The 14,311-nt window shown below is 60.7% G+C and carries 11 protein-coding genes; 3 read left to right on the forward strand and 8 right to left on the reverse strand.

Features of this window, described 5'->3' with window-relative positions:
• The first annotated feature begins 1 nt into the window (after nt 1).
• The 3 genes from DTW90_RS24830 (at nt 2) to DTW90_RS24840 (ending at nt 6,858) form a co-directional block, all read left to right on the forward strand.
• Nucleotides 2-2,680 carry a carbohydrate-binding protein gene (locus DTW90_RS24830; protein ID WP_246665026.1) on the forward strand — a complete coding sequence of 893 codons (2,679 nt, stop codon included), beginning with the start codon at nt 2-4 and terminating at the stop codon, nt 2,678-2,680.
• A 3-nt stretch (nt 2,681-2,683) separates the two neighbouring features.
• The gene (locus tag DTW90_RS24835; protein WP_149341669.1) at nt 2,684-4,900 is read left to right on the forward strand and encodes a trehalase family glycosidase; all 2,217 of its coding nucleotides are present in this window, start codon (nt 2,684-2,686) and stop codon (nt 4,898-4,900) included.
• A gap of 362 nt (nt 4,901-5,262) precedes the next feature.
• Nucleotides 5,263-6,858, forward strand: coding sequence for a metallophosphoesterase family protein (locus DTW90_RS24840; RefSeq protein WP_149341671.1), 1,596 nt, complete (start codon nt 5,263-5,265; stop codon nt 6,856-6,858).
• Between the two features lie 111 nt (nt 6,859-6,969).
• Here DTW90_RS24840 and DTW90_RS38065 read toward each other — a convergent pair whose 3' ends face one another.
• The 8 genes from DTW90_RS38065 to DTW90_RS24880 all read right to left on the reverse strand — a co-directional run bounded on the left by DTW90_RS38065 (nt 6,970) and on the right by DTW90_RS24880 (nt 14,216).
• Nucleotides 6,970-7,242: an SDR family oxidoreductase gene (locus DTW90_RS38065; protein WP_149341673.1), complete on the reverse strand. Its 273-nt coding sequence runs from the start codon at nt 7,240-7,242 to the stop codon at nt 6,970-6,972.
• Nucleotides 7,158-7,958, reverse strand: a complete 801-nt coding sequence (locus DTW90_RS24850) for a glycerophosphodiester phosphodiesterase family protein (RefSeq protein ID WP_149341675.1) — start codon at nt 7,956-7,958, stop codon at nt 7,158-7,160. The genes DTW90_RS38065 and DTW90_RS24850 overlap by 85 nt, the downstream gene beginning before the upstream one ends.
• Before the next feature lie 161 nt (nt 7,959-8,119).
• Nucleotides 8,120-8,998, reverse strand: coding sequence for an ABC transporter permease (locus tag DTW90_RS24855; RefSeq protein ID WP_149341677.1), 879 nt, complete (start codon nt 8,996-8,998; stop codon nt 8,120-8,122).
• A 13-nt stretch (nt 8,999-9,011) separates the two neighbouring features.
• Nucleotides 9,012-9,938: an ABC transporter permease gene (locus DTW90_RS24860; RefSeq protein ID WP_149341679.1), complete on the reverse strand. Its 927-nt coding sequence runs from the start codon at nt 9,936-9,938 to the stop codon at nt 9,012-9,014.
• The gene (locus tag DTW90_RS24865; protein ID WP_149341681.1) at nt 9,932-10,804 is read right to left on the reverse strand and encodes an ATP-binding cassette domain-containing protein; all 873 of its coding nucleotides are present in this window, start codon (nt 10,802-10,804) and stop codon (nt 9,932-9,934) included. The genes DTW90_RS24860 and DTW90_RS24865 overlap by 7 nt, the downstream gene beginning before the upstream one ends.
• Nucleotides 10,801-11,673: an ABC transporter ATP-binding protein gene (locus DTW90_RS24870; protein ID WP_149341683.1), complete on the reverse strand. Its 873-nt coding sequence runs from the start codon at nt 11,671-11,673 to the stop codon at nt 10,801-10,803. Before DTW90_RS24870 ends, DTW90_RS24865 begins: the two co-directional genes overlap by 4 nt.
• Before the next feature lie 10 nt (nt 11,674-11,683).
• Complete coding sequence (locus tag DTW90_RS24875) at nt 11,684-13,252, reverse strand: ABC transporter substrate-binding protein (protein WP_149341684.1); 1,569 nt, start codon at nt 13,250-13,252, stop codon at nt 11,684-11,686.
• Between the two features lie 193 nt (nt 13,253-13,445).
• Nucleotides 13,446-14,216: a DeoR/GlpR family DNA-binding transcription regulator gene (locus DTW90_RS24880; RefSeq protein ID WP_149341686.1), complete on the reverse strand. Its 771-nt coding sequence runs from the start codon at nt 14,214-14,216 to the stop codon at nt 13,446-13,448.
• Nucleotides 14,217-14,311: the final 95 nt, after the last annotated feature.

The raw sequence follows: 14,311 nt of genomic DNA on the forward strand, positions 1-14,311 counted from the left end.
CATGCCGATGCCATCACGCCAAGAGATATCGACCAATCAGAGCTTCCAGTCGCCCGGCTCGGAATTCCGGCCGGCCGCCTATTGGTTCTGGCATTCGATCCCCTCTGGCGAGCTGACGCGCCTGCAGCTCGCGGACTTTGTCGCCAAGGGCTTTGGCAGGATCTACATCCAGGCCAGGCTGGCGATGCCGCGGGAGGACTATCTCTCGCGCCGGTTCATCACAGCCTACAGGGACGCCGTCGAAGTTGCCAGGACACTCGGCTTGCGCATCGGCATTTACGACGACTATAACTGGATCAGCGGCCAGGCGGCCGGACGCACCGTCAAAGGCCGTGACGAACTTCGCGAACGGCATCTGTTCTGGAGCAAGACCTCGGGCCAGACCGGTGAGATCAGCGGCATCGTCACCTCCTGGACCTCGGGAATGGGCAAAGACATCCTCGACTGGCAGTATGACGAGGGACGTCCTGCCTGGTGCGACTGGCGGGTCGAGGCCGCCGCTCTCCACCCCTCTGGCGGCATGACATCCATCGGCGAGGCATCGGTATTTTCCGGATCCATCGAAATTACCGATAGCGGCGATGACCATTGCGCGTTTCGCATAGCAGGTGAGATCCCGGCCGGGTCCAGGATCACCATTTTCATCAGCGCCCGCAGCCGCACCTCCCGCATCATCAACTATCTGCTGCCGGAAGCTGCTGAAGCCTTCGTCACCCATGGATTGGAGCCGCTGGTTTCCGCGCTCGACGGTCTTTTGCCGGATCCGGTCGATCAGATTTTCTACGACCAGCCAGCCGCCGGCTTCTACAGCTGGAAACAGAAGACCGGAAATCTCGAAAACAGCCTGCCATTCTCGGCCGCCCTCGCCCAATCACTTCGCGGGCGGACAGGTCAGCCTCTCGCAGTTGCCCTTCTTTCGCTGGTGCGGGACATCGGGCCTGAAACGGCCGTCATTCGCGCCAAGACCTACGGTGCCCTGTCCCAGCAGATGAACGACGCCTTCTTCGGCACTCTGCGGGCCTGGGCGCAGGAAAAGAAGTTGCTGCTGACCGGCCACGAAATTCTTCCGCATGTCGGCAGTTTCGACCTCAACGGCACATTCAAAGGGATCGATCCGCGCATCGCCCCGGCCGTCGATTTCTTCGGCATCGATGCCTATCGCGATCTGACCGCGGCGGATGCCAACAACTTCATGCCACAGCTCTCGCCAAAGCTTGCGGATTCGGTCGCGCGCGCCAACGGGCGCAGCCGCTGCATGCTGGAGACCTACGCGACCGCGGAGCGCACATCGCTGAGAGCCGCCGGGCAATGGGATTTGACGCTCGAAACCCTACGGACGCATCTGATCCGCATGCACTTTCTAGGAATGCGTCAATCCATCTGGCACGGGCTCTACACATCGGATGGGACTGCGGAGCCACGACCATTCGTCAACCCCCGCTTCGACTTCGCGCCCGGTATCAATTTCGAGCCGTGGTGGCCGTTTCATGACTTGCTGGCAGACGAGACCGCAAGGCTATCGGCCTTCATCGAGCCAGCACGGCCGCTGACGCGCGTCGCGATTTTCTATCCGCTCCACACCGCCCTGGCGGAAGGGCCAAGACACATTCATGCAGAACATGTCGGCGCCTGGTGCAGAGCGCTTCTGGAAAAGCGTATCGATTTCCTCTTCGTTTCCGAGGATGCGCTGGCAAATGCTTCGATCGTTGGAGCGCTGATCGAAATCAGCGCCCAGATATTCGACGCCGTCATCCTGCCCGCGGTCACGACAATTGGCGGCCCCGAGGCCATCCACCCGCTTGAACGCTTCAGAGCTGCCGGAGGCATCGTTTGGTCATCCGGCGGCCACCGCCGTTTCGTCCCAGTCGAGGGCGGGAGCGCGGTCGACGATCCTTCGACGACCACCCTCGACAGACTGCCCACCGACGCTGATGCCGAGGCATTGCAGTCAACCTTCGGTCAACGAGGGCCTATTCTTCGAACGGATGCCATGCCGAAATTCTGGCGCTGGTTGGGAGAGGATGCGACGGGCTGGAGATTGGCTCTGTTCAACGATAGCGCGCAACCTGCAACAGAAGATTTCGCACTGAGCTCAGACTTCGACATCGCATCATGGGATTGCGCCGATGGCACCGAGTTCCGGCATGGCGCCTCCTCGCATCTGTCGATCAGCCTCGAACCCCATGAACTGATCTGCCTGCGGCTTGGCCCGAGCCTGACGGCCGGCAGCAGGCTTGCCTTGTCACCATCTGGCCTTAATCGCGTGGATCGCAGGAGCATCGCCCTTTCCGACCGATGGACGTTGCGCTTCGAGGGCAGCCCTGGGACAATCGATATCCGTGTCGATTGCGGATGGGATGCACAGGGGTTTGAAGCTATCTCCGGTACGGCAACCTACTCGCGGGTGATCACCACGACCCATCCCGGCAGTTGGCAGCTGGAGCTGCCCGTCGTGCATACCGCCGCCAGCGTCAGCATCGATGGTCGCCCGTCGGGCCGGCGCGGCTGGCGCCCCTATCGCTTTGATCTCGGCGAGCTCGAACCAGGCAATCATCTGCTGGAAATTTCCGTCTCTTCCACGGCGGCAAATGCCTATTATGCCGACACGCCGTTCAAAGGCGGCAAGAACGATCCCGCAGGGCTCGGCGCGCCTCCCATTCTCTTCTTCTCGGGACATTAAGACATGCCTCAGCACACGACCATTCCCCTCAACCGCGCCTGGAACACCTGGAGCGACCGGCCGGCCGAGATGGTATTCCTGCCGCTGGGCGTGCGCCTGACACCGGTGCTGTATTCGAGCCGCAGCCGGAAGACATCGACCATCGAGCCCCGCCATGACACCGTTCGCCTGGGACGGCACGAACTCGACGGTTCGGAAGTATCGCTCGAGACCGACCACACCGGCACCGCCCTCTCCTTCCACTGGCGCAAACCCGACCCCTTCGTCGTAACCGGCGGCTGGAAGGCGCTGACAAGCGGCGAGTGGGGGCTGCGCTTCTGGGTCACGTTGGCGATCTCAGCCGATGGCGCTGAGGTCACCTACGATGAGGCAGCCGGCGCCGCCCTCATCAAGATCGGCCAACGATTTGTCGCCGTCGTCAGCGCCGAGAGCCCGGTACAGGTCACCGGCCATGACAGCATTGCCGATCTGCGTCAGGATTTCGAGGCGAACGGCTATTTCTATCTCGGCAGCCGAAGCAGCGCCGCTCCGGTTATCGGCCTGCGCTTCAATCTCGAAATGATGCGCGACGGCAGCTATTCGGCCGCCGTCGCAGACCGTGCCGATCTCGCCATCGAGAAGGCGCGGAACGCCCTTGCCCAAAAAGCAGCACCCGCACCCGCTGAAACCGACACATTCCTTGCCGCGGTTCGCGATATCGTTGGCTGGAATACGATCTGGGACGAGACCAACAACCGGCCTTACACGGCCGTCACCCGCATCTGGAACCTCGGCAAATTTGCCGTCTGGTACAACGACCAGACTTATGCCGCGCTTCTTTCCGGCCTGTTCGACATGGACATCGCCCGCGAAAACCTCGCAGCCGCCTTCGCCGGCGTCACGCCGCAAGGCAACGTCGCCTGTATCGTCACCTCGAACGACGCGTGGGTCGACCGCACACAGCCGCCGCTCGGCTCGCTTGTCATCTGGGATCTCTATCAGCGCAGCGGCGAGCGATCGATCATCGAAGCAAGCTACGACGTCGTCGCCCGCGCCCACCGCTGGTGGTGGGACAATCGCGACCCGGAAGGCCGCGGCATGATCTCCTGCGGCACATCTGACGTCGGCGAATCGCTTTACAAGGGCACAGCCTTCGGCGCCCGCAACGAAACGGGTATGGACAATTCTGCGACCCATGACGAGGCGGCCTACGATCCAAAGACCCGCTCGCTCTCGACTTTCGATCTCGGCCTGAACTGCGTCGTGGCGCTCGATGCCGAAATGCTCGCAAAGCTCGCGGCCGTTCTGGGAAGGACCAGCGACGCCGAAGACTTCGAGGCGATCGCAGCCGGGCTGCGCCAGCGAATTCGCGAAGAACTCTGGGACGATGAGCGCAAGATCTTCGCCAACCGTCAGCGTTCAGGCGCCTTCGTCAAGTCGCTATCGCCGACCAGCTTCTATCCGCTGCTGTGCGGCGCTGCGAGCGACGAGCAGGCCCGTCATCTGATCGATCATCTTCAGGACGAAAGCCTTTTTGCCGGCGAGTTCGGCTTGCCGAACGCCACCCGCAACGATCCGGCCTATGCCGAGAACGTCTATTGGCGCGGCCGCATCTGGCCGAATGTCAACTATCTGGTCTGGCTCGGCCTGAAGCGATATGGCCTTGAGCCGCAGGCCCGGACGCTGATGGAGCAGTCACGCAAGCTGTTCCTGAAGTCCTGGGAAGGGACGCGGATCGCCGCCGAGAACTACAACTCCGTGACCGGTGAGGCCATGGATCAGGGAGATACCGATCCCTTCTATATATGGGCAGGCCTGCTGCCACTGATGGCAATGAGCGATGTCGTCGATGTCGATCCGTGGACCGGATGGGCAATCAGCAACCAGCAGCAGAATACGATGCTCGGCCCGATCGTATCTCCGGCGGGGCCGCTAAGCGTCCGGATTTCGGAAGGTCGCCTGTTCCTCTCGGTGAACGGCAAACTTATTCTGGAGACCAGCCTCAGGCTTCGAATGTCTTGCTTGTCCTTTGGACCGAGCCACATTCGCATGGCTATCGCCGCCCTCGACGTGGGTGGAGACATTGCCTTTCCATCGGTCGTTTCAAGCGATGTGATCGCTGCCTATATCGATGGGGTCACGGTGCCCACCAAGCAAGAGAATGGGGGGCTGATCGTAGCCATTACCGGCTCTTCTGAACCACGCACGTTCGAACTCTTCCTCAGGCCGGCGTCCGCATAGACCCGTTGATGAGCGTCCTTAGCCAGATAAGAGCCAATGGGAGCTCGATTTTCCGGGTTCACGCCTCGCAATAAGAGGTTGCTGATTTCCGCCAAGATTTGATCACTGCCTCTGTCAAGCAACGACCCGTTTGGCGAATCTTTAGTCAGCCTTTTCAATGCCGTAGCGGGTTTGAGACCGGCGCGGCGCGGAATGGAAAAGGGGGCATTTCGCAATGGAATCAACATCCTTTGATTAAAACGATTAACTAACCTCGTTGGCGCTCATCCGCGAGGCAAAGGCGGGGTTGCGGCCAGATTGTCGCGCCATGGTCACAGTCTCGCGGTAGCAAGAGGGACCCCACCTCGCCGGAGCGCCTCGCCATGAAACCGGACAGCGATCAGAACTTTGATATCAGCCGCCGCAGACTGCTAACCGCCGCCGGCATCGGCACCGGGGTGCTGCTGACAGTGTCGTTTGCCAGCGCCGAAGAGAATGCGCCGACATCGACTGTTGCTGGTTTGACGAATGCGGTGGAAACGCCCCCGGTGGCGGGACTCCACCTTCAGTTCGGCGCCGATGCGTCCGCCGAGATGGTGGTCTCCTGGCATACGCTGCAGCCGGTGAAGCAGCCGCGCGTCTTGATCGGCCGGCTCGACGGCAAGCTCGAACAAACGGTCGTTGCTGTCGAATCCAGCTATGTCGACGGCAAATCAAACCAGACGGTCTATGCTTGGCATGCCAAGGTCGGCGGGCTCGACGCGGATGCCGCCTATCTCTACGCCGCGCTGCACGACGGCGCCGAGCCGCAATTCGGTACTTTCCGCACCTCACCGCGTGGTCGTAAGCCCCTTACCTTCACCAGCTTCGGTGACCAGGGCACACCGACCCTCGGGAAGGTCTTCCACCCGCCGGCGGGCGTGACGCTGCAAGGCGTCACCTATATCAACGACAATCTCGGTTCGCCATCGGCAGGCGACACCACGCTCGGCGTCGAGCGCCTGCGCCCCCTCTTCCACCTGTTCAACGGGGACCTGTGCTACGCCAACCTCGCCCAGGACCGCGTGCGAACCTGGTGGGATTTCTGGAACAACAACACCCGCAGCGCCCGCAACCGCCCGTGGATGCCTTCGCCTGGCAACCACGAGAACGAACTCGGCAACGGGCCGATCGGCTACAAAGCCTATCAGACCTATTTTTCCTTGCCAGCCGCTGACGGTCAAACCGAGGTGACGCATGGGCTTTGGTACAGCTTCACAGCCGGCTCGGTGCGGGTGATCGCCATTGCCAATGACGATGTCTGCTACCAGGATGGCGGCGATTCCTATGTACGCGGCTATTCCGACGGCGCTCAGAAAGCATGGCTCGAGAAGGAACTCGCCGCAGCCCGCAACGACAAGGACATCGACTGGCTCGTGGTTTGCATGCACCAGGTTGCCGTTTCAACCGCCGACAAGTTCAACGGCGCCGATCTCGGCATCCGCGAGGAATGGCTGCCGCTGTTCGACACATATGGCGTCGACTTGGTGGTCTGCGGTCATGAGCACCACTATGAGCGCTCTCACCCCATCCGCGGCCAGCAGAACAACAAGACGCTGACGCCGATCCCGGTCGGTACCGCCACCGACGTGATCGACACGACCAAGGGAACCGTGCATATGGTGATCGGCGGCGGCGGCACCTCCGTGCCCTCCAACGAACTTTTCTTCAACCCGCCCTGCTGTCGCGTGATCATGGGCGTGGGCGACAAGAATCCCACCACCGGCAAGCGCCCGCCGATCTACATGGCAGAGGATGCGACCTGGTCGGCCGTGCGCAACGCCGCCCACGCCTACGGCTTCGCCGCCTTCGACGTCGACCCCGGCGCCCATCAGGGCGATCTCACCACCATGAAGGTGACCTATTACGACGTGGTGGGCCAGGATGGTCAGATCGCGCCGTTCGAAAGTTTCACGCTGCGCCGTCCGCGGCGAGATTAAGGATATGGGCGGCCTTGCCACCAGATGGCAGCACACGGCTTGCCATCACCAAGCTGCACAATTCGCGGACTGTAATATCGACGGCATGAATGAGGACGACGTGGCCGGGGCTTATGGCTTCGTCATGGGCGTCTTGGTGAAGGTCGGAAAAAGCGTATTGACGCGGATTCCATAGGCCGCGAACTCCAGGGCCATACGCCGGCTGAAGCCTTCCATCGCCCATTTGATCACTCTCTCGAATGCCGATCCCCGCGTCTTAAGCTTCGCGGCCTGACGTATAATGTCTTCGGTTTCGTGGCTCAGCTTAGAGCTTCTTTCCTGAGCCCTGCTACCTGGGCGACATCGTCTCCGAGAAGCTGATCCAGCTGTCCCTCGCGCACCCATTGAAGGACCTGAGCTTCGACGTCAACGCCATATTGCATCAGTTTTTCATGATGCCCGGCCGGCAGGTAGAGGAATGCGGCAAAGCCATCTTCATGAAGTTGGCGCGCCTCCCCGCTGGCAAAATGGTAGATTTCGATATTCATCGCATCGAGGTCGGCCTGTCGGGCTATCGCAGCGGGATCGATGAGGCGAGAGTGCATCAGTCCGACTGTCGGCACTTCCGGGATCGCTTTTTTCACGGCCTTGAGCTGGACATAGTCGAACGAGGAAAACTGCAGGAGGTCGGCACAGCCCAACTCGTCGATCAATGCCCTCAGCTTCGGGAAGATCACATCGTCCCGGTCGTATATCTTGAGCTCGAGCTGGTAGATGATGCCGCGTTCGCGGGCGAGCTGCAGCGCGTCCTTCAGCAGGGGGACCTGCTCGCCGGCGAATTCGTTGCTGAACCAGCTCCCGGCATCCAGTTTCGAGATTTCGGAATAGGTCATCTTCTGAACGATGCCGCGACCATTCGTGGTGCGGTCAACGGTCTTGTCATGCATCAGGATCAGTTCGCCATCGGCGGTGATGGCAAGATCGGTCTCGCAGGTAACGTCGCGGCCACCATATTCAAACGCTTTCCTGAAGGCGGCAAGCGTATTTTCCGGGGCGCCGGCGCTATGGCCTCGATGGCCGCCAATGCGCATATTCTCCAGGGTCATTCTGAGGGGGTTCATTCCGTTTCCTTTCGTGTAAGTGCGATGCGCGTGAAGCGCCCTTCGCTTGCGTCCTGCAGTGGAGGAAGGGCAATTGCGTCGGATAGATCTTGGTTGGCTGTCTCGACGAGCCGAATCGCTTGGGTGTCCACCAGCCGATTGCTCCACATTTGGCGAGATGATCACTTCAGTGTGGGATCAAAGAAATCCCGCAACTGGTCGCCGATCAGACTGATGGTCAGTGACAGAAGGAAGATGACCAGACCCGGAACGATCGACATCCACCATTCCGTCATGATGTAGTCGCGGCCGAAGCCGACCATCGAGCCCAGGCTGACCTGCGGCGGCTGGACGCCAAGGCCGAGAAAGCTAAGCGACGATTCGAGGATGAGGATCTCCGGCATCACGACCGTGAATGTTACGAGAAGGACGGCAACAATATTCGGCAAGACATGGATCACAGCGATGCGCATGGCCCCGGCACCATTGCGATGCAACGCCGCAACATAGGGTTTTTCCAGTTCCAGGCCGGCCATGGTCCGGGTCAGGCGTGCGAAGCGTTCCCAGCCGAACAGGCCCATCAGGCAGACGAAGAGCGGCAGGCTGTTTCCGATGAAAGCAAGCACCGACAGGGCGATGATGATGAATGGCAAGGAAGCCTGGAAGTCGACCGCGATGCGGATCAGAATGTCCGCAAGGCCACGGCGAAAGCTCGCGATAAGGCCAAGCGTCGTGCCAGTGATCATGCTGATGATCGACGCGCCGAGCGAAATCAGAATGCTCATGCGCAAGGCAAAGAAGATTCTGCTTAAAATATCTCGGCCCATTTCGTCCGTGCCGAGCCAATGGGTCGACCGATCGCTGAAATAGAGCGGCGGCATCTTGCGCGCTCTAAGATCAATCTGGGTGAACTTGTAAGGCGCGAGCTGATCGGCAAAAATCGCGACCAGCACGAAACCCGCGATTATCAGCAGGCCCACCAGCAGCAGAGGGCTGACGCGCGGAATTCGGGCAAACGGCCTGAACGACTTCGTGGACTCAGTCGGCGATATCTCTGTCATCGACGAGCTCCCCTCAGTGCTGTTTCGAAAGACGAAGCCGAGGGTCGGCCATCGCATGCAGAAAATCGACGAACAGGTTCGCGCTCACCATTGTCATCGTGATCAGAATGACGATGGCCTGGACGACGGCGACGTCTCTGGCACCGACCGAACTGATCAGCAGCAGGCCGACCCCTGGCCAGGCATACACCGCCTCGACGACCGCCGAGCCGCCGATCAGACCGCCAAGCAGGAAGCCGAGGAGGGTGAGAAGCGGCAGCGCCGCGTTCGGCAGGACATGGCGGACGATCAGACCCCATTCGGAAACGCGCCGTGCTCGTGCGGCGAGGATATAGGGCTGTCCGACAACGTCGAGCGCACTCGACCGGACGAAGCGCGCAATGACCCCAGCATTGTACAGGCCGATGACCAGGGTTGGCATCACCATATGGGCGAGCGTGGAGCCCCCGCCCGACGGAAGGATGCGCAGCTTCACCGCAAAAAGCTGGATGAGCAGAATGCCGGTCAGGAAGGTTGGAACAGAATGCGTCAGGACGGCGAGACCGATGACGGACCGGTCGACGAAACCGCCACGATAGCGCGCCGCGATGATGCCAAACGGCACGCCGACGAGAAGGGAAAGAACGAGCGCTGCTCCCATCAACTCCAGCGTCGCGGGCACTTTCTGGATGATGGTTGCGATTGCACTCTGGCCGGTCTCCAGCGACACGCCGAAGTCGCCCCTCAGCATTCTTCCGAGATAGGTCAGGTATTGCTGGCCGATAGGCCGGTCCAAGCCCCATTGCTGACGCAGCATGTCGATCACCTGCGGCGGGGTGTCGACCCCCAGGAGCGATGTCATTGGATCGCCGCTGATACGCAACATCGTGAAGGTGAAGGTCAGGACGAGAAAGACCGTCAGGATCGCGCGCAGGATCGCGCTGATCATCATGTTCAGCATGGTTCACGCTCCGCTACGATCGGACGATGGTCCGTCACGGTCGAAGGATCCGCGCCGCGCCATCCTTGAGGAGCGGCTGCAAGGAGCCTTGCGGTATAGGGATCGGACGGCTCGGCAAAGACTGTTGTCGTCGGTCCTGTCTCGACGATCCGACCGCTCTGCATGACCGCGACGCGATGGGAAACATGTCGCACGACGCGCACGTCATGGCTGATGAAGAGGATCGAAAGGCCACGCTTTTGCTGCAGGTCGAGAAGGAGATTGAGGACCTGCGCTTGAACGGAGACGTCGAGAGCGGAAACGGGCTCGTCGCAAAGCAGGATCTTGGGTTCGACGACGAGCGCTCTGGCGATCGCGGCGCGCTGTCGCTGGCCGCCGGACATCTGGTGCGGATAGCGATCCAGCATGGCGACGGGCAGAGCCACGGCACTCAATGCTTCTGCCGCCATGTCGCGGCGCTCGATCTTGTGGCCGATGGAATGGATGGCAAGCACCTCCTCGATCTGGCGACCGATGGCATGTCGAGGATCAAAGGTTCCGAGCGTATCCTGCGCGACGACCTGGAGAATACGTGCAAGACGGCGCCGGTTCGGTTTCAGGAAGTTTGCAATGGGCTCGCCGAACAGTTCCAGCGTGCCGGCATCCGGGCGGCGGTCGCCGCAAAGCAGCGCCGACAGGGTGGATTTTCCACATCCGGATTCGCCCACAAGGCCGAGCGTTTCGCCTTGTCCAAGGGTAAGGGAGACGCCGCGGACGGCGCGGTGGCCGCGCCGTCCGCCAGGCAGAAGAGAGAATCCCGCCTGATAGGTAAACTGAAGATCGTTGGCCTTAAGGACCGCCGTCGTGCCCATGGCTTGCGCAGTCATTGGACAAGCTCCGGCAGGCTTGGGGATTGAGCCGCCTCCTGCGCCCAGTTCGTGGGCATCTCGACCAGTCTGGTGAGGGGTTCACCGTGCCCGGGCATGGAGGCAAGGAGGACGCGCGTGTAGGGATGCTGCGGCCGTTCGTAGATGTTCCTGGTCGTGTCGACCTCCATGATGTCGCCGCCGTGCATGACGGCAATGCGATCACAGGCTTCGGCCACCAGATCGAGATCATGGCTGATAAAGATCATGGCGATGCTTCTCCTTCTAACCAGTGAGACGAGGAGAGAAACGATCTGCGCCTGAATGGTGACGTCGAGCGCGGTGGTAGGCTCGTCGGCGATGATCAGCCGGGGCTCGAGGGCAAGCGCCGTCGCGATCATCACGCGCTGGCACATGCCTCCTGACAATTGGGAGGGGTAGTAGTGGTATCGCTTCTCGGGCTCGTCGATCGCCACGTCTTTTAGAAGCTGCAGCGCGGTCTTGCGCGCTTCCGCCCGCGACTGTCCGGCGCTTCTTGCAGCCTCGGCGATCTGTTCGCCGACCGTGCGCACGGGATTGAGGCAGGAAACCGGCTCCTGAAAGATCATCCCGATCGGCGGAAGCTTGCGCGTCGACAGCGCCTTCGGCAAATCCGACGCTGCAAACGCGATGCCACCGACGGTCACCGAACCGCTGGCATGCGCCCTCGCCGGCAAAAGACCGGCGAGGGCAAGGCACGAAAGCGATTTTCCCGAACCGCTCTCTCCGACCACGCCAAGTATCTCGCCTTCATCGACGTCGAAGGAGATGGACTTGACCGGGGTCGTCCTGCTCTTTCCAGCAACGAAGGAGATCGTCAGCTCACGGACGGAGAGAACGGGTTCGCTCATCCTGGCAACCTCAGTTTAGGGCATTTGCAAAGGACAGAGCGCCGGGACCGAGGTCCATCGCAAAGGTCTGCTTCGGTTCCCACTTCACCTTCTTGGAAATTCCGTAGAAGACGGCATTCTGGTGGAGGACGGTAACGCCGGGATCGTTGACTTCGATGATATCCAGCATCTCTGAAAAGATCTTGGCGCGATCCTTCGGATCGACCGCCCGGTCCAGCTTGGCGCCGAGCGCATCGAAGTCCGGATTTTCCCAGATCTTCAGATTGCCCATCTGCGCCGTCTTGGCATAGGCACTGGCGTAAAATGAAACGGCGGGATCGGGAATGGAGGCGGTGCTCGACCAGTTGCCCGTCTGGCGGGTTGACGGGTCGTCGAAGAGCTTGCCCGGTTCCACCAGCGCCATCCTGGCGTTGACGCCGACCGCCTGCCACATCGCGACCACGGCTTCGGTGACCTGGTTTTCGGCGGTATAGTAATTGTTCTGCGATCGGATGGTGATTTCCTCGCCCTTGTAGCCCGCGTCCTTGAGAAGCTTTTGAGCCTTGTCCGGATTGAACTCGTAGGCTGGACGATCCTTCAGGTAGACGGGACCATACTGCTTGAACTGCAGGCCGTTCGGCACGACGGTCTTGCCCTCCCAGATGCTGTCGACGATGGCCTGACGGTCGATGGCGAGAATGAGCGCCTGACGCACGCGAGCGTCCTTTAGGACGGCGTTGTTCTTGTCGAAAAACAGGATCCGGTGATTGGGGACCGGGCCGCCGACGATTTTCGCGTTGCCGGACTTGTTGACGACGTCGAGTTGATCGGGCGGCAGATCTGTTGCGATATCGTAGTCACCCGCGATCAGGCCGGCGATACGGGACGAAACCTCAGGCACCATCTTGAAGATGACGCGCTTCGCATTGGGCTTGCCGCCAAAATACTGATCATGGGCAGCAAGCGTCACATGGTCGTTGGTGACCGACTCGATGACCTTGTATGGGCCGGCGCCAACCGGCTTCTGCTTCCACTTCGTCCAGTCGCCGCCCATCTTTATCCAGGCGTCCTTGCTGATGACGACGGCAGGGTAGCTGGCGAGGCGCTGAAGCAGGATCGGATCCTTGAACTTCGTAACGAAACGGACGGTCTGCGGATCAATCATTTCTGCATGATCGATGGTGACGAAGTTCGTCAAGTAGGCCGGATATCCCGGGGCCTTGGGGTCCGTCAGGCGCTCCGGACCGAAGGAGAAGGCCACGTCCTCTGCGGTCATCTCGCGGCCATCATGGAAGATGACGCCCTTGCGAAGTTTCAGTTCCAGGGTCTTGTCGTCGAGCCAGCTCCAGGACGTCGCAAGGTTCGGCTGGACCGAAAAGTCGCCCTCGAGGTTGAGCTTCAGCAGCGTCTCGTGAATGGTCGGATTGTTGCGGAAAGCCACGTTGGAGGCCTGATCGACCGGCTCCTGCGTTTCAGGGTTCTTCTGAACCGCGATCCGCAGTTCGGGACGATTGTCTTCCTCAGCGCTGGCAACACCGCCGCCGGCGAAGGTAACGGCGACGCAAGCCGCCGCGCTCCCCAAAAAGGTTCTTCTCTTCATTGTTTCGACTCCTCGATGGTGCGGTCGGCCAGGCTGTGGCTTGCCGATGCTGTTGACGTATTCCCTGCGGCCGCCAGGCAAGCGGCGCGCTCTCAACGCTTCGGTCGCGCGAGAGGCAATCTGCACGGGCGAAGACAAGGCCCATTGATCCCGTCGGTTCCCGGAGGTGGCACTTTTTAAAGCGCCAGGACGGCTATGCGACAATGAACTTCTTCCGCAGCTTTTCGGGGGCTGCGTCGATGATCGATTTCGTGCCGGCGTCGGTCACGATGACGCCGACATCGTCGATCTTCGCGACGACCGACAGGCTGGATTTTGTGAATTTCGAGTGATCCGCCACGACGATCACACGCCTCGACACCTCGATCATGGCGCGTGCAACGCTCGCGTTCACCGGTGAAACCGTGCAGATCAATCCGCGATCGACATCGATCGACGCGGCATTGAGGATGAGCTTGTCGACATTAAACTGGCGAATGAACTGCTCGGCCAAAGGACCGCCGAAGGAGCGGTTGGACTCGAAATATTCACCGCCGACCGTATAGATGCTTCGTCCCTCGACGCGGGTGAGCTCGGCGACGATGTCGAGACCATTCGAGATGAATGTAAGATTACTCCGTCCAGCGAGTGATCGGGCAACCTCCAGCGCGGTGGTGCCCGAGTCGAACATGACTGTGTCGCCGTCGACGATCATCCCTCTGACGACCGCGGCGATGGCCGCCTTCTCTTCCTGCTTCCAGGCGGACCGGGCCGCATTTGTCGCGTCCAGCGCGACCTGGTTGATGAGCACGGCGCCTCCGTGCGTCCTGCGCAGCAGACCGGCTTCCTCAAGCTCATCAAGGTCACGACGCACCGTTGCGACCGAAATGTCGAAACGTTCGGTCAGTGTCCGGATGTCGAGAAAGTTTTTCTCGCGCAGTAGCTCGACAATCTTTCCCTGACGTTCTTCCGCGGGGGTGAGCACACGCTACTCCTCGATCAAAATTGATCTATATCGCTCATTATTGTGAGCGATATCTATCGCCAAGGCGTGACAGCGATATGACATTTTTCTTATGT

Source organism: Neorhizobium sp. P12A (assembly GCF_008365395.1).
Lineage (GTDB): Bacteria > Pseudomonadota > Alphaproteobacteria > Rhizobiales > Rhizobiaceae > Rhizobium.